This window comes from Micromonospora fiedleri, assembly GCF_016774385.1.
Classification (GTDB): domain Bacteria; phylum Actinomycetota; class Actinomycetes; order Mycobacteriales; family Micromonosporaceae; genus Micromonospora; species Micromonospora gifhornensis.
Window position 1 is genome coordinate 91,880 of the sequence record NZ_JAETXL010000008.1, and the last position, 16,365, is coordinate 108,244.

A 16,365-nucleotide genomic window follows, 5' to 3' on the forward strand; every position below is an offset into this window, starting at 1 on the left:
ACGCCAGAAGCTGAAAACGGGCGCCAATTGGATGCAGACAACCCTTGGCAAGTGGATCAGGGTGTAAGCCCAGTCATGCGCCCGCCAGACGAAGGGCCGATCGACCCCGGGCCAGCCATTGGCCTAGGTCGGTGATGACGCCTCCTCGCCGCTTGGCAGCAATAGCACTTGCCACAACGCTCGCATGCGGTCCGCTATTCGGCGTAACCAAGGGGGCAACAGCAGATCCTGGGGTGCATATAAAACAATGGCACCTCGAATACTTATCAATAAATAAGGCGCATCAGATCGCAAGAGGAGACGGGGTCAAGGTAGCGGTCCTAGATACGGGAGTCTACCCACACCCTGATCTCAAAAGAAACCTCCTCCCAGGCACCGACGTCAAATCGGGCAATGATGAGAGCGCATGGAAGGACACCGACGGCCACGGCACCGCCATGGCTGGGCTGATTGCCGCCCACGGCCAAGTGCCCGGAGGCGCCCTCGGCATTGCCCCCAGCGCAAATATTCTTCCGATACGATTCAAGACAAGCAACCACGAGGGGACAGGCGCCGACCTGGCCAAGGCGGTTGACTACGCGGTTCGCAGCGGCGTCGAGGTGATTAGCATTTCATCCGCCGGGGACCCAGATCTACTGGAGCAGAAATCGATCCAGAGAGCCATTGCAGCCGACATTGTAATTGTTGCCGCCGCAGGCAATAGACCCAACGACCAAACCGTCCGCCATCCCGCGGCCTATCCAGGCGTCATTGCGGTTGGAGGAATAGACAGGGATGGCAACCACGCCGAGGTATCCGTCGCTGGCGCAGAAGTAGACGTAGTTGCGCCTGCCGTTGAGATCTACAGCACCGGCATAAATGGAAGATATCGGGTCGGGACTGGTACGTCTGGGGCTACGGCGATTGTGGCGGGGGCGGCGGCGTTGGTGCGGGCCAAGTATCCGTATCTGCCGGCGGATGAGGTGGCGCACCGGTTGACCGCTACCGCGATCGACAAGGGGCCGCCGGGGCGCGACGACCAGTACGGCTACGGGGTCATCGACCTGGTGGCGGCGCTGACGGCAGACGTACCGCCGAGGGGTTTTGAGTCGGTGCCGGCGACCTCGCCGGATGCGGCTGGCCCGACCACGGCGGCGGCGGATGAGCCGCAGGCTGATGGTGGGGGTGCGGCGACCGTGCGAGGGCTTGTCACGTTGGGGTTGCTGGTGGCGGGGGGTGTGGCCTGGGCATTGGTGGTGCGTCACCGCCGCAGGTCCGATGATCCGCCACCGCGGGTCAGTCGCTGACTCCGCGTCGACCCGACGAGCGGCTGCGACACGACGACGTGCGTCTGGGCGCAGAGGCGGGGGTGGACGGGCAACCGGTAACGTCGGCGAGGTGCCTGATGTGATGCCTGTTCGGCTGGTGCTCGCTTCCGCGAGCCCGGCCCGCCGTAAGACGCTGCAAGCTGCTGGCATCGAGCCGGATGTGCTGGTCAGTGGGGTCGATGAGTCGCTTGTGGTGACCGAGCGGGCGGAGGATCTCTGCCTGGAGTTGGCCCGGTTGAAGGCGCAGGCGGTAGTGGCTCGGCTGCGGCCCGCCGACGATCAGCGCACGCTCGTGTTGGGGTGCGACTCCGTGCTCGCCTTCGACGGGCAGATCCTCGGCAAGCCGGCGGATCCCGACGATGCCACCGCGCGGTGGGAACGGATGCGGGGACGCAGCGGGGTGCTGCACAGTGGGCATTGTCTCGTGGATGTCGAGGCGGGGCGTCAGGCGGAGGCGGTGGCCTCGACGGTGGTGCACTTTGCCGACATCAGCGACCACGAGATCGCCACGTACGTCGGGACCGGTGAGCCGCTGGCGGTGGCGGGCGCGTTCACCATCGATGGTCTGGGCGGGCCGTTCGTGGAGCGGATCGAGGGTGATCCGAGCACGGTGGTCGGGTTGTCCCTACCACTGCTGCGGCGGCTGGTGGCCGAGTTGGACCTGCGGATCACTGATCTGTGGACGAAGGTCGCGCCGGGTAACCAGTCGGTCGAGCCACTCGGATAACGTCCCGGCATGACGCTGAAGTCGATTCCGCTCACCGACGAACTGCACGGCTACCTGGTGGCCCACGGTGCCCCGCCGGACGAGGTGATCCGTGACCTGGCCGAGGAGACGCTGGCCCTGCTGCCGGAGCACGCGTCCATGCAGGTGGCACCCGAGCAGGCGGCCTTCCTGACCTTCCTGACCCGGCTGCTCGGTGCCCGACAGGCCGTGGAGGTGGGCACCTTCACCGGGCTCTCCTCGCTGGCGATCGCCCGTGGGCTTGTCGACGGTGGGCGGCTGACCTGCTTCGACATCTCCGAGGAGTACACGAGTGTCGCCCGCCGGTACTGGGCGCGTGCCGGCGTGGACGACCGGATCGATCTGCGGATCGGCCCGGCCGGGGACACGCTGCGGCAGTTGCCGAACGAGCGGTACCTGGACTTCGCCTTCATCGACGCCGACAAGACCGGCTACCCGATCTACTGGGCCGAGTTGGTGCCCCGGATGCGGCCGGGTGGCGTGATCGCCGTCGACAACGTGTTGCGGCACGGTCGGGTCATCGCACCGCAGAACGCCGACGACCGGGCCATCGCCGCCTTCAACGACGATGTCCTGGCCGACGTACGGGTGGACGCGGTGATGCTGCCGATCGCCGACGGCCTGACCCTCGCCCGGGTGCACTGAGCCAGGGCGAGGGCCAGGAGCAGGGCGCGGGCCACGGCCGGAGCGAGAGCCAGGGGCAGGCCACCGGGTCGGGCTATACCTGCACTTTGCGCGAGCCGCGAAGAACTCCAGGCCTCCGTCGACGTCGCCCTGCGCGCCGTCGGCACGCTCCAACGCCGCTGAACAGCACGTCGCTGGGGCAGGTGACCGGCGACAACAGCACGTCGCGCGGCGACCGTCCCATCAGACGGAGGCAGGCGTCGGCCGCTCGGCGGGCGTCGGGGTCGGCAGGGCCCGGCCGAGTCGTACCGCGAGCAGCGCGGCCACCGCGATGAAGCCGGGCAGCAGCAGGAACGCCAGGTGGGCGCCGACCCCGTCGGCCACCCAGCCGAGCGCGACCGGTGCGATCCCGAAACCCACCCCCATCGAGTACGCCGACCAGCCGGCCGCCTGATCCGTGGCGTCACCGGCGACGGCGAGGGCGAGCGAGATGGCCAGCGGGTAGTGCAGGGCGTTGCCCAGCCCCAGCACCACCAGGCCGACGACCGCCAGCCAGCCGACCGAGGCGACCCAGAAGAGGGCGAATCCCGCCAGCGACACTCCCAGCGCGGCGAGCAGGAGGGGTACCGGGCGGAGCCGCAGCGCCACCCGGCCGCCGAAGATCCGTCCGACGAACATGCCGGCGACGATCGCGGCCACCGCCGCGGAGGCGGCACCGGGCGCCATTCCGGCGTGCACCCGCAGCACGTCGGCGGTCCACAGGGACAGGCAGACCTCGATCGAGCCGGTGACCGCCATCAACACCCAGGCGATCCAGTACGCCTTCGGCAGCCGACGCGTACCGGCGGAAACCGGCGTCTTGTGCGGGTGGACGACGGCGACCCGCGGTCCGCGTACGCGTCGGGTCAGGGTGGTGACGGCGACCAGCGCGATCAGCCCCACCACGACGGACATGCCGGGCCGCCAACCCCAGCCGGCGTTCACGCTGAGCCCGATCACCAGCGGGGCGAGGATGCCCATGCCGGCGCAGGCGGCGTTGGCCTCGGCCAGGGCCGCCGGGGCGGCCGATCCGTGCCGGGTGGTCAGCACCACGTTCACGCCGCTGACGATCAGCGTCCCGGCGGTGGCGATCACCATGACGACGGCGAGGGTGGCGGGCAGCGGGCGCAGCAGAGCCAGCCCGGTCACCCCGGCGGCGACGCAGGCCAGCCCGAACCAGATCGTCGGCGCCCGGCCGAACCGGCGGGCGACCGGGGCGAACAGCGCACCGCCGGCCAGGGCACCGGCCGCGAGGGCGGTGCTGTGCAGCCCGGCGACGGCGGCACTGGTGCCCTGCTCATCGCGCAGCAACGGCACCACCGGACCGAAGCCGTAGAGGAAGAAACCCCACAGACCGAGTTGGGCGTACGCCAACCAGGTGATCCGGTCGTGATGGAGGCGGGGCACGCGCGTCACGCTACAAGCGCATGCCGCTGCCCGACCCGTACTGAGAGCGAACTCTCCGCACGCTGCGCTTCGATGTTAAGAAGGGGCCCGTGCTCTACCGCAGGCGTTAATAAGGTGCCCTTCCTTTCACCCGCTCAGCGGACGCTGCGGGCGAATTGGCGGGCCGCCCAGTAGACGCCGGCGGCGGCCAGGATCGCGATGATGGTCAACCCCTGCCAGACCCGGTCGTTGCCGATGTCGCCGCTGAACAGGGCCCGGGTGCCGTCGACCGCCCAGGAGAACGGGTTCCACTTGGCGATGCCCTGCAACCAGCCCGGTGCGAAGGCCAGCGGCAGCAGGATGCCGGAGAGCAGCAGCACCGGCTGGGCGACCGTGTTCATCAGCGGGGCGAGCGCGTCCTCGCTCTTGACCTTCAACGCGACGCCGTAGGAGACCGCCGAGGTCATCAGCGCGATCAGGGCGAGCATCAGGTACGCCAGCAGCAGGTCACCGATGAACACCCGCAGGTCGAACAGGAGCGCGAGCAGGGTGATGATGACCGCCTGGACCAGCAGCGACACCACGTCGCGCAGGGAGCGGCCGAGCAGCAGGGCGAGTCGGCTCACCGGGGTGACCCGGGATCGCTCGATCACCCCGGCGCGCAGCTCGGCGATCAGGCCGAAGCCCTGGAACAGGCCACCGAAGATGGCCAGCAGCACCAGCAGACCCGGCACGAAGATCTTGTACGCCTCGGCCTGGGTGGGCGCGTTCAATGCCGGCTTGAGCAGCGGGGCGAACAGCAGCAGGTACATCACCGGCTGGAAGACGCCGACGAATACCCACACCGGGTTGCGCAGCAGCAGGTGCAGTTGGCGCTGGAAGATCAGCCAGGTGTCGCGGGCGAGTTTCATGAGTTCTCCTGGTCGGGTCAGGACTCGCGCAGCGAGCGCCCGGTCTTGGTGAGGAAGACGTCGTCGAGGCTCGGGCGGTGCAGCTCGATCGACTTGAGGTCGAGCCCGGCACCGTCGACGCGACGCAGGATGCGCGGGATGGCGGTGGCCCCGTCGTCGACGAAGAGCCGCAGCCCGCCTTCGTCGAGCGCCTCCAGCCGACTGACGTACTCCTCGACGGCGAGCAGCTTCTCCGCCTCGGCGGTGGCGTTGATGCTGAGGCCGAGTTGCACCACGTCACCGGAGATCTCGCGCTTGAGCCCGGCCGGCGTGCCCTCGGCGACCACCTCACCGTGGTCCATGATCGCGATGCGGTCGCAGAGCGCGTCGGCCTCGTCGAGGTAGTGGGTGGTGATGAAGACGGTCATCCCGTCGGTGCGCAGTCGCCGGATCTCGTCCCACATGTGCGCCCGGCTCTGCGGGTCGAGGCCGGTGGTCGGCTCGTCCAGGAAGACGATCTTCGGCTCGTGGATGATGCCGAGCGCGATCTCGACCCGACGCCGCTGACCGCCGGAGTACGTCTTGCACTTGCGGTCGGCGAACTCGGTGAGCTGGAACGCCTCCAGCGCGCGCACCGCCCGACGCTGCGCCTCGGCCTTCGAGATGCCGTACAGCCGGGCCTGGAGGACCAACTCCTCCCGGGCGGTGGACTCGTCCCAGGTGCTGCCGCCCTGGGCGACGTAGCCGATGCGGCGGCGCACCTCACCCGGGTCGGTGCGCAGGTCGGCCCCGGCGATGGTGGCCTGGCCGCCGTCCGGCTCGATCAACGTCGCCAGCATCCGCAGGGTGGTGGTCTTGCCGGCGCCGTTCGGGCCGAGGAACCCGAAGATCTCGCCCGCCGTCACGTCCAGGTCGACGCCGCGGACCGCGTCGACGGTCTTCGTCTCCCGACCGGCCCGGCTGCGGTACGACTTGCGCAGCCCTCTGGTCTCGATCATTGCTTCTCCCCGCTCATGGCCGCTGTCGGCCACCATCGTGATCGATAGCCGATCACATCGGTGCGACACCACGCCGGATCGACGCCGGACCAATCCGTGCGCCATCCCACACTGATCGTTCGTTAGGGCCTGCCCGTCGGTCGCTAAACTCCCGGTCAGTAACCTCGGGGAGGAGCCACCAGGTGCGCAAGGTTCTCATCGCCAACCGGGGCGAGATCGCCGTCCGGGTGATCCGCGCCTGCCAGGACTCCGGCCTGGGCAGTGTCGCGGTGTACGCGGATTCCGACCGCGACGCCCTGCACGTCACGCTCGCCGACGAGGCGTACGCCCTGGGTGGTGACACCGCCGCGGAGAGCTACCTGCGTATCGACAAGCTCATTGACGTGGCGGCCCGGTCCGGTGCCGACGCGGTGCATCCCGGCTACGGCTTCCTCTCCGAGAACGCCGACTTCGCGCAGGCGGTCATCGACGCCGGCCTGACCTGGATCGGCCCCACCCCGCAGGCGATCCGCGACCTCGGTGACAAGGTCACTGCCCGGCACATCGCCCAGCGGGCCGGTGCGCCGCTGGTGCCCGGCACCGCGGACCCGGTCGGCAGCGCCGACGAGGTGATGGCCTTCGCCGTCGACCACGGGCTGCCGGTGGCGATCAAGGCCGCCTTCGGTGGTGGCGGGCGCGGCCTGAAGGTGGCCCGCACGATGGAGGAGATTCCGCAGCTGTTCGAGTCGGCCACCCGGGAGGCGGTCGCCGCGTTCGGTCGGGGCGAGTGCTTCGTCGAGCGGTACCTCGACCGGCCGCGCCACGTCGAGGCGCAGGTCCTGGCCGACCAGCACGGCAACGTGATCGTGGTGGGCACCCGGGACTGCTCGTTGCAGCGCCGGCACCAGAAGCTGGTCGAGGAGGCGCCCGCGCCGTTCCTGACCGCCGAGCAGCGGGCCCAGATCCACGACAGCGCCAAGGCGATCTGCCGGGAGGCCGGCTACCACGGCGCCGGCACTGTCGAGTACCTGGTCGGCAACGACGGCACCATCTCCTTCCTGGAGGTCAACACCCGGTTGCAGGTGGAACACCCGGTCACCGAGGAGACCGCCGGCATCGACCTGGTCCGCGAGCAGTTCCGCATCGCCGACGGCGAGAAGCTGCGCTTCACCGAGGACCCGACGCCGCGTGGGCACTCCATCGAGTTCCGGATCAACGGTGAGGACCCGGGTCGCAGCTTCCTGCCCGCCCCCGGCACGGTCACCGCGCTGCGGCTGCCCACCGGGCCGGGTGTCCGGGTGGACACCGGCATCTCGGCCGGCGACGTGATCGGTGGCAACTTCGACTCGCTGCTGGCCAAGCTGATCGTCACCGGGGAGACCCGTACCGAGGCGTTGGAGCGGGCCCGCCGGGCGCTCGCCGAGATGGTGATCGAGGGGATGGCCACCGCGCTGCCGTTCCACCGCCTGGTGGTCCGCGATCCCGCGTTCACCGCCGAGCCGTTCGCCGTGCACACCCGCTGGATCGAGACCGAGTTCGACAACACCGTGCCGCCGTTCACCGGCGCGGCCGACGCTTCGGCCGGCCCGGCCGAGCGCGAGACGGTCGTGGTCGAGGTGGGTGGCAAGCGGCTGGAGGTGAGCCTGCCTGCGGGCCTGACCGCCGGTTCGGTGTCCGCCGCCCCGGCCGCGCGTAAGCCCGCCCGCCGTGGTGGCGGCGCCACGGTCGGCGCGACGGCCGGTGGCGACGCGCTGACCTCCCCCATGCAGGGCACCATCGTCAAGATCGCGGTGGCCGACGGGGACACCGTCGCCGAGGGCGACCTGGTGGTGGTGCTGGAGGCGATGAAGATGGAGCAACCGCTGCACGCCCACAAGGCGGGTACGGTCAGCGGCCTGTCGGCCGAGGTCGGCGCGGTGATCACCGCCGGCGCCGCCATCTGCACCATCGCCTGAGGTGTAAGGAAGGGCCCCTTGTTAACGCCTGGGGTGGTAAAGGGGCCCCCTCCTAACACTGCAACCGCGCACACCAGCGCGGGCGATGGTGTGCGCGTCAGCGGAGGGTTTCGGCGGCGACGGCGCACACGGCCGTGGTGAGCGCGGTCAGCACCGGCGAGTCGAGTCGCCAGTGCTGCCAGTAGAGCGGGATGTCCACCACCCGGCCCGGCGCGAGGTCCACGCAGCGGCCGGAGTCCAGGTCGTCGGCGGCGATCTGCTCCGGCACCATCCCCCACCCCAAACCCAGTCGGATCGCGGCGCTGAACGCGGGCACCGACGGCACGTAGTGCACCGGCGGATCGAGGGCACGGCCGGTCAGCGTACGCAGGAAGCGGTGCTGGATGCGGTCCCTGCGGTCGAAGAGCACCACCGGCGCGGCGGCGAGCGCCGAACGGGTGAGACCGTCGGCGAACCACCGTCGCAGGGCCGACGGGGCGGCCAGCGCCCGGTACCGCATCGCGCCGAGGGGGCGTACCCGGCAGCCCTGCACCGCCTCCCGCTGGGCGGTCACCGCGGCCATCACCGCTCCGGCGCGCAGCAGTTCGGCGCTGTGGTCCTGGTCGTCCTGGCGGATGTCGAAGGAGAGTTCCGGTGGGGCGGGCAGCCGGGCCAGGGCGGCGGGAAACCAGGTGGCGAGCGAGTCGGCGTTGACCACGACGGCGACCCGGGTGCGACCGGGGTCACCGCCGAGCGGACCGCGCGCGTCGGCCAACGCCTCCCGTTCCAGCAGCGCCAACTGCCCGGCGAGGCGCAGCAGCGGGCGACCGGCCTCGGTGGCCGCGCAGGGCCGCTGACGTCGGACGAGCACCTGCCCGACGGTCTCCTCCAGCGCCTTGATCCGCTGGCTGACCGCCGACGGGGTCACATGCAGCAGCCGGCCCGCTGCCTCGAAGCTGCCCTCACTGACGACGGCGGCGAGCGTACGGAGCTGGGCGGAATCCAGACCGCTCATGAAGCTGTCCTTAACCATCTGAAGAATCTTTAGTTGGACTGATGATCAGGACCGACCCTACCGTCGACCCATGCTCACCTCGGCCGTCGCCGGTTTCTCGCTGTCCATCGCCCTGATCGTCGCCATCGGCGCGCAGAACGCCTTCGTGCTCCGCCAGGGCCTGCGCCGGGAACACCTGGTGCCGGTCGTGCTGACCTGCGCGGTGTCGGACGCGCTGCTGATCGGCGTCGGGATCGCCGGGGTCGGTTCGGTGGTGGCCGCTCGACCGGAGCTGCTCACCGCGATCCGTTGGGGCGGTGCGGCCTTCCTGCTCGGGTACGCGGTCCTCGCCGCCCGCCGCGCGCTGCGCCCCGGCGCCCTCACACCCGCGCAACGGCCACCGGCCCGGCTCGGCGCGACGCTGGCGGCCTGCCTGGCCTTCACCTACCTCAACCCGCACGTGTACCTGGACACCGTGCTGCTGCTCGGTGGCATCGCCCAGCAGCACCAGCACCGCTGGTGGTTCGGTGTCGGGGCCGCGCTGGCCAGTGTGTGCTGGTTCACCGCGCTCGGCGCGGGCGCCTACCGGCTCGCCCCGCTGCTCGCGCGTGCCCGCGTCTGGCAGGTGCTCGACGGCCTGATCGCGGTGGTGATGGTCGGGGTGGCGGCGGCGTTGGTGCTGAGCTGAGTGGGGTGGTTTCGCCCACCACGGGCGGCGCGGTGGCGCATCGGCAGCAATGATGGCCGGGTGCGTTTCCTCAATGGCACGACCCCGCCGTACGACCTGACCTACAACGACGTCTTCATGGCCCCGACCCGCTCCGAGGTGGCATCACGGCTCGACGTCGACCTCGCCACCGGCGACGGTACGGGCACCACGATCCCGCTGGTCGTGGCGAACATGACGGCGGTCGCCGGTCGGCGGATGGCCGAGACGGTGGCCCGCCGTGGCGGCATCGTGGTGATCCCGCAGGACATCCCGATCGACGTGGTGGCCGAGGTGGTCGCCTGGGTCAAGCAGCGGCACCTGGTGCACGAGACCGCCGTCGCGCTCGGCCCGACGGACACCGTCGGCGACGCGATCCACCTGCTGCCGAAGCGGGCGTACGGCGCGGTCATCGTGGTCGACGAGGCGGGCCGGCCGATGGGCGTGGTGACCGAGGCGGACACGGTCGGCGTGGACCGCTTCGCCCAACTGCAGGACGTGATGTCGGCCGACCTGCACACCGTGCCGGCGAGCGCGGACCCGCGTACCGGATTCGACCGGCTCTCCGAGGGGCGGCGGCGGTTGGCCCCGGTGGTCGACGACGACGGGCGGCTGGTCGGGGTGCTCACCCGCCAGGGCGCGCTGCGGGCGACGTTGTACCGGCCGGCCGTGGACGACCAGGGGCGGCTGCGGATCGCGGCGGCGGTGGGGATCAACGGCGACGTGGCGGGCAAGGCGGCGGCGTTGCTGGCGGCCGGGGTGGACACCCTGGTGGTGGACACCGCGCACGGCCACCAGGAGCGGATGATCGCCGCGCTGCGGACGGTGCGCCGGCTCGAACCGGCCGTCCCGGTCGCGGCCGGCAACGTGGTCACCGCCGACGGCGTACGCGACCTGGTCGAGGCGGGCGCGGACATCGTCAAGGTCGGAGTCGGCCCGGGTGCGATGTGCACCACCCGGATGATGACCGGGGTGGGTCGGCCGCAGTTCTCGGCGGTGCTCGACTGCGCGGCCGCAGCTCGCGAGCTGGGTCGGCACGTCTGGGCCGACGGCGGGGTGCGGCATCCCCGGGACGTGGCGTTGGCCCTGGCCGCCGGGGCGTCCAACGTGATGATCGGCTCGTGGTTCGCCGGCACCTACGAGTCCCCCGGTGACCTCTACACCGACGAGGAGGGCCGGCGTTACAAGGAGAGCTTCGGGATGGCCTCGGCGCGGGCGGTCAGCGCGCGTACCGGCGACGACAGCCCGTACGACCGGGCCCGCAAGGCGATCTTCGAGGAGGGCATCTCGTCGGCCCGGATGTACCTGGACCCGGTCCGGCCCGGCGTGGAGGACCTGATCGACGAGATCATTTCCGGGGTACGCAGTGCGTTCACCTACGCCGGCGCCCGTACCCTGCCGGAGTTCCACGAGCGGGCGCTGGTCGGCGTGCAGAGCACGGCCGGCTACACCGAGGGGATGCCGCTGCCGACGAGTTGGTGAAACGGCAGGTCAAAAATAGTTTGGCCCCTGACTGTCAGGGTTCTAATCTGCCGATATGAAACTGGTCCAACTCGGGGACGTACCGCTCGGCCGGCTGCTGGTGGTCGCCGGGCACCTCACCGGCCAGCGATGGAACCGCTACCTCGCCGACGAGCACGGCCTCACCCAGGCCGGGATGGTCACCCTGATGGCCCTCGCCGAGCACGGGGAGCTGCCGCACCGCGCGGTGGCCGAGCTGTGTTTCGTCCGCCCGGCCACCCTCACCGGCATCGTCGACACCCTCGAACGCGACGGCCTGGTGCAACGACGCCGCGACGGCGCCGACCGGCGCAGCATCAAACTCACCCTGACCCCGGACGGCCGGGACCGGGTCGACGCGCTCACCGCGATGATCCGGGCTCGACGCCCCCTCACCTCGGTCGACGCCGACCCGGCGAAGGCGGCCGTGATCCGGCAGTTCCTCCTGGAGGTCATCGGCCAGGACGAGTCGGCCGGCAAGCCCGAGGGAGGTCCGACATGCTGATCCGGTTGCTGCTCGCCAACCTGCGCCCGTACCGGCGGCCGCTGGCCGTGGTGGTGCTGCTGCAGTTCGTCAGCACGATGGCCTCGCTCTCCCTGCCGAGCCTCAACGCCGACATCATCGACCTCGGCGTGGCCCGGGGAGACACCGACTACATCCTGCGTACCGGCGGATGGATGCTCGCCCTCACGGTGGTGCACATCGTCTGCCTGATCGCGGCGGTCTACCTGGGCGCCCGCATCGCCATGGGCTTCGGCCGGGACCTGCGGGCGACGATGTTCGGGCACGTCAACCGTTTCTCCGCCCGGGAGGTCGCCCGCTTCGGTGCGCCGTCGCTGATCACGCGCAACACCAACGACGTGCAGCAGGTGCAGATGCTGGTGCTGATGAGCTGCACCATGCTGGTCTCCGCACCGATCATGAGCATCGGCGGCGTGGTGATGGCCCTGCGCGAAGACGTCGGGCTCTCCTGGCTGATGCTGGTCTGCGTACCGGTGCTGGCGATCGTGCTGGGCCTGATCATCCAACGGATGGTGCCGAGCTTCCGGTTGATGCAGACCCGGATCGACACCATCAACCGGGTGCTCCGCGAGCAGATCACCGGCATCCGGGTGGTCCGGGCGTTCGTCCGCGAGCCGTACGAGACGCGACGCTTCGCCACCGCAAACGCCGACCTGACCGCCACCGCCCTGCGCACCGGCCGGCTGATGGCGTTGATCTTCCCCGTGGTGATGCTGGTGCTCAACGTCTCCAGCGTGGCGGTGCTCTGGTTCGGTGGTCAGCGGGTCGACGAGGGCGCCATCCAGGTCGGCGCGCTGACCGCCTTCCTGCAGTACCTGATGCAGATCCTGATGGCGGTCATGATGGCCACCTTCATGCTGATGATGGTGCCCCGCGCGGCGGTCTGCGCCGAGCGGATCACCGAGGTGCTGGACACCGACTCCTCGGTGGTGCCCGCCCCGGACCCGGTCGTCGAGGTGACCAGCCGAGCCGAGTTGGAACTGCGCGACGTGCGCTTCCAGTACCCGGGGGCCGCCGAGCCGGTGCTGCGGGACATCTCCTTCCGGGTCACACCGGGCAGCACCACGGCGATCATCGGCAGTACGGGCGCGGGCAAGAGCACCCTGCTCTCCCTCATCCCCCGGCTGGTCGACGTGACCGCCGGCGCCGTACTCGTCGACGGGGTCGACGTCCGGCAACTGGCACCGGAGCAGCTGTGGAACCGGATCGGCCTGGTGCCGCAGCGGCCGTACCTGTTCACCGGCACGGTGGCGAGCAATCTGCGCTACGGCAACCCGGACGCCACCGACGAGGAACTCTGGACGGCACTGGAGATCGCCCAGGCCCGGGACTTCGTCGAGGCGATGCCCGAGGGACTGGCGGCACCGATCGCACAGGGCGGCACCAACGTCTCCGGTGGTCAGCGCCAGCGGCTGGCGATCGCCCGCGCCCTGGTCCGCCGGCCGGAGATCTACCTGTTCGACGACTCGTTCTCCGCGCTCGACCTCGGCACCGACGCACGACTGCGGGCGGCCCTGCGGCCGGTCACCGCCGACGCCGCCGTGGTCATCGTCGCGCAACGGGTGTCGACGATCATCGACGCGGACCAGATCATCGTGCTGGAGGACGGCGGCGTGGTCGGGATGGGCCGCCACGAGGAGCTGCTGACGAGTTGTCCCACGTACGCCGAGATCGTGGCGTCCCAACGCACCACGGAGGTGCCGGCATGAGCGAGCGCCAGCAAGGGACGGCCATTCCGGCGCAGCAGTCGGGCAGCGAGAGCGCGCCGAAACGGCTGCCCGGCGGCGGCCAGCGGGGCGGTCCGCACGGCGGCATGGGCATGGGCATGCCCGCCGAGCGTTCCTTGAACTTCCTGCCCAGCGCGCGACGCCTGATGGGCCGGTTGCGTCCGCACCGGCTGCACCTGACCGCCATCATCGCGCTGGCGGTGGTCAGCGTCGGGCTCACCGTGATCGGGCCGAAGGTGCTCGGGTACGCCACCGACCTGATCTTCACCGGGGTGATCGGCCAGCAACTGCCGGCGGGCACCACCGCCGAGCAGGCCGTTGCCGCCGCCCGGGCAGCCGGCAACCACAACTTCGCCGACATGCTCGCCCGGATGGACGTGGTGCCCGGGGTGGGCATCGACTTCACCGTGCTGGGCCGGGTGCTGCTGCTCGCCCTCGGCCTGTACGTGGTGGCCAGCCTGCTGCTGTGGTGGCAGGGCTGGCTGCTCAACGGCGTCGTCCAGCGGACCGTGTTCCAGTTGCGGGCCGAGGTCGAGGAGAAGCTGAACCGGTTGCCGCTGCCCTACTTCGACCGGCAGCCGCGCGGAGAACTGCTCAGCCGGGTCACCAACGACATCGACAACGTCTCGCAGACCCTCCAGCAGACGTTGAGTCAGCTGCTGACCGCGCTGCTCACCGTGGTCGGCGTACTCGGCATGATGTTCTGGATCTCGCCGCTGCTGGCCCTGGTGGCGCTGGTCGCGGTGCCGCTGTCGGTGGTGGTGACCGGGCAGATCGCCAAGCGGTCGCAGCGCAAGTTCATCGCGCAGTGGACCCACACGGGCGAGCTGAACGGACAGATCGAGGAGGCGTTCACCGGGCACGAACTGGTGAAGGTCTTCGGTCGGCAGCGTGAGGTGGAGGCGGCCTTCCGCGCCAAGAACGACGAACTGTTCGCGGCCAGCTTCGGGGCGCAGTTCATCTCCGGGATCATCATGCCGGCGATGTTCTTCATCGGGAACGTCAGCTACGTGGCGATCGCGGTGGTCGGCGGGTTGCAGGTCGCCTCCGGCTCGATGAGCCTCGGCGACGTGCAGGCGTTCATCCAGTACTCCCGCCAGTTCACCCAGCCCCTCACCCAGGTTGCGTCGATGGCGAACCTGCTCCAGTCGGGGGTGGCCTCGGCCGAGCGGGTCTTCGCGGTGCTCGACGCCGAGGAACAGCAACCGGATCCGGCGGTGCCGGCCCGGGTGAGCGACCCGCACGGCCGGGTCGAGTTCGAACACGTCTCGTTCCGGTACGACCCGGACAAGCCACTGATCACCGACCTGTCCCTGGTCGCCGAGCCGGGGCACACCGTGGCCATCGTCGGGCCCACCGGCGCCGGCAAGACCACCCTGGTCAATTTGATCATGCGCTTCTACGAGTTGGATGCCGGCCGCATCACGCTCGACGGGGTGGACATCACCGCGCTGCGCCGCGACGACCTGCGGAGCCGCATCGGCATGGTCCTGCAGGACACCTGGCTGTTCGGCGGCACCATCCGGGACAACATCGCCTACGGGCGGCCGGACGCGACCGAGGAGGAGATCCTCGCCGCCGCCCAGGCCACCTTCGTGGACCGGTTCGTCCGCAGCCTTCCCGACGGCTACGACACGGTGATCGACGAGGAGGGCAGCAACGTCAGCACGGGCGAGCGACAGCTGATCACCATTGCCCGGGCCTTCCTCGCCGAACCCTCGCTGTTGATCCTCGACGAGGCGACCAGCTCGGTGGACACCCGTACCGAGGTGCTGCTCCAGCGGGCGATGGCGGCGCTGCGGTCGGAGCGGACCAGCTTCGTCATCGCGCACCGGCTCTCCACCATCCGCGACGCGGACCTGATCCTGATGATGGAGGACGGTCGCATCGTCGAGCAGGGCACCCACACCGAACTGCTCGCGGCGGGCGGGGCCTACCACCGGCTCTACCAGTCGCAGTTCCAGCAGCCGGTCAGCGGCGACGACCCGGTCGCCGTGCCTGCCTGAGGAGGGTGGCCGGGCCGCTGACACGGGACCTGTCAGCGGCCCGGCTGCGGGCCCGGGCATCAGGAACGGGGGACCCGACGCACGCGCGGGCCGCGCGCCGACAACGGTACGCCGCCGAGCGACGTTTCGGCGACCCTCACCCCACACCGGTCGATTTCGATATTCGCCGGTCGAAAGCAGTCACATGCCACCCGGCCCGGGCAGTGTCGCTGGTCACGACGGGACGGGGTCGTCCTCGGTGATGCCGGACACACCGTCAGGCTCGGTACGTATCCGGATCGGCCGCAGCGCGAGGGGACAGGGGTGCCCGAACTACTCACCCAGGTGGCATCACCTGACTGGGCGTACCTCCTCCTGTTCGGTCTGCTGGTGCTGGACGCCTTCGTGCCGGTGGTGCCCACGCAGCTGTTGATGATCACCGGCGGTGCGCTCACCGTCTACGGCGGGCTGGACCTGCCGTTGGCCATCGCCGTCGGCGCGCTCGGTGTGTTCACCGGAGACCTGGCCTGTTACCTGCTCGGCCGCAGCACATCACGGCGTCAGCCGCCGCGCCCCGAGGTGACGGGTCGGGCCCGACGGCTGACCGGTCGACTCGCTGCCGGCCTGCGCCGGCCCGGCCCGACAGGGCTGCTGCTCTGCCGGTTCGTGCCGGGCGGCCGGATGACTGTCTGCTTCGCCTCCGGCCGTGGCCGCTATCCGTTGCGCCTGTTCCTGCCCTACGCCGGTACGGCGGCGGTGGGTTGGGCGTCGTACGGCGGCCTGGTCGGGCACCTCGGCGGCGCGGCGCTCACCGGGTCGGCGTGGCGGATGGTGCTGATCGCGGCGGTGGCCGCCGCCGGCTTCGCGTTGACCGGCTGGGTGCTGGCGTTGATCGCCGCCCGGCTGACCCCGGCCCCCGCCGAACTGCCCGCCGACTGAGGTCGGCCCGTACGGCTCGGGGACGGCCAGCCGGCCTCCCTGGGGGGAACACCGGATGGCCCGGTCGGGGTGCACCCCGGCTCGGATTT

14 protein-coding genes are annotated in these 16,365 nt (G+C 70.4%); 10 read left to right on the plus strand and 4 right to left on the minus strand.

The features are described from left to right. Positions 1-152 precede the first annotated feature (152 nt). From mycP to JMF97_RS22305, 3 genes are all read left to right on the plus strand, one after another. Positions 153-1,286, plus strand: a complete 1,134-nt coding sequence (gene mycP / locus JMF97_RS22295; protein WP_238359893.1) for a type VII secretion-associated serine protease mycosin — start codon at positions 153-155, stop codon at positions 1,284-1,286. A 103-nt stretch (positions 1,287-1,389) separates the two neighbouring features. Continuing rightward, positions 1,390-2,034, plus strand: a complete 645-nt coding sequence (locus tag JMF97_RS22300) for a Maf family protein (protein WP_238359894.1) — start codon at positions 1,390-1,392, stop codon at positions 2,032-2,034. A 9-nt stretch (positions 2,035-2,043) separates the two neighbouring features. After that, positions 2,044-2,697 (plus strand): O-methyltransferase, encoded by a 654-nt coding sequence (locus JMF97_RS22305; RefSeq protein WP_203223306.1) that lies wholly within the window; start codon positions 2,044-2,046, stop codon positions 2,695-2,697. A 222-nt stretch (positions 2,698-2,919) separates the two neighbouring features. Here JMF97_RS22305 and JMF97_RS22310 read toward each other — a convergent pair whose 3' ends face one another. The 3 genes from JMF97_RS22310 to JMF97_RS22320 form a co-directional block, all read right to left on the minus strand. Further along, positions 2,920-4,122: an MFS transporter gene (locus tag JMF97_RS22310; RefSeq protein ID WP_203223307.1), complete on the minus strand. Its 1,203-nt coding sequence runs from the start codon at positions 4,120-4,122 to the stop codon at positions 2,920-2,922. A gap of 134 nt (positions 4,123-4,256) precedes the next feature. Next, positions 4,257-5,012, minus strand: a complete 756-nt coding sequence (locus tag JMF97_RS22315) for an ABC transporter permease (protein WP_203223308.1) — start codon at positions 5,010-5,012, stop codon at positions 4,257-4,259. Positions 5,013-5,029: 17 nt separating this feature from the next. Continuing rightward, positions 5,030-5,989 (minus strand): ATP-binding cassette domain-containing protein, encoded by a 960-nt coding sequence (locus tag JMF97_RS22320; protein ID WP_203223309.1) that lies wholly within the window; start codon positions 5,987-5,989, stop codon positions 5,030-5,032. Between the two features lie 182 nt (positions 5,990-6,171). Between JMF97_RS22320 and JMF97_RS22325 the strand changes: the two genes are divergently transcribed. Then, on the plus strand, positions 6,172-7,923 hold the full coding sequence (locus tag JMF97_RS22325) for an acetyl/propionyl/methylcrotonyl-CoA carboxylase subunit alpha (RefSeq protein WP_203223310.1): 1,752 nt from the start codon (positions 6,172-6,174) through the stop codon (positions 7,921-7,923). A gap of 97 nt (positions 7,924-8,020) precedes the next feature. Here JMF97_RS22325 and JMF97_RS22330 read toward each other — a convergent pair whose 3' ends face one another. Then, positions 8,021-8,917: a LysR family transcriptional regulator ArgP gene (locus JMF97_RS22330; protein ID WP_203223311.1), complete on the minus strand. Its 897-nt coding sequence runs from the start codon at positions 8,915-8,917 to the stop codon at positions 8,021-8,023. 70 nt (positions 8,918-8,987) lie between these two features. Between JMF97_RS22330 and JMF97_RS22335 the strand changes: the two genes are divergently transcribed. The 6 genes from JMF97_RS22335 (at position 8,988) to JMF97_RS22360 (ending at position 16,276) form a co-directional block, all read left to right on the plus strand. Further along, positions 8,988-9,584, plus strand: a complete 597-nt coding sequence (locus JMF97_RS22335; protein ID WP_203223312.1) for a LysE/ArgO family amino acid transporter — start codon at positions 8,988-8,990, stop codon at positions 9,582-9,584. A gap of 60 nt (positions 9,585-9,644) precedes the next feature. Further along, positions 9,645-11,084, plus strand: coding sequence for a GuaB1 family IMP dehydrogenase-related protein (locus JMF97_RS22340; RefSeq protein WP_203223313.1), 1,440 nt, complete (start codon positions 9,645-9,647; stop codon positions 11,082-11,084). A gap of 55 nt (positions 11,085-11,139) precedes the next feature. Beyond that, complete coding sequence (locus JMF97_RS22345) at positions 11,140-11,607, plus strand: MarR family winged helix-turn-helix transcriptional regulator (RefSeq protein ID WP_013731553.1); 468 nt, start codon at positions 11,140-11,142, stop codon at positions 11,605-11,607. After that, positions 11,601-13,334: an ABC transporter ATP-binding protein gene (locus JMF97_RS22350; RefSeq protein WP_203223314.1), complete on the plus strand. Its 1,734-nt coding sequence runs from the start codon at positions 11,601-11,603 to the stop codon at positions 13,332-13,334. Before JMF97_RS22345 ends, JMF97_RS22350 begins: the two co-directional genes overlap by 7 nt. Beyond that, positions 13,331-15,358 carry an ABC transporter ATP-binding protein gene (locus JMF97_RS22355; protein WP_203223315.1) on the plus strand — a complete coding sequence of 676 codons (2,028 nt, stop codon included), beginning with the start codon at positions 13,331-13,333 and terminating at the stop codon, positions 15,356-15,358. Before JMF97_RS22350 ends, JMF97_RS22355 begins: the two co-directional genes overlap by 4 nt. Before the next feature lie 303 nt (positions 15,359-15,661). Next, positions 15,662-16,276 carry a DedA family protein gene (locus tag JMF97_RS22360; RefSeq protein ID WP_126711848.1) on the plus strand — a complete coding sequence of 205 codons (615 nt, stop codon included), beginning with the start codon at positions 15,662-15,664 and terminating at the stop codon, positions 16,274-16,276. The last annotated feature ends 89 nt before the right edge of the window (positions 16,277-16,365 follow it).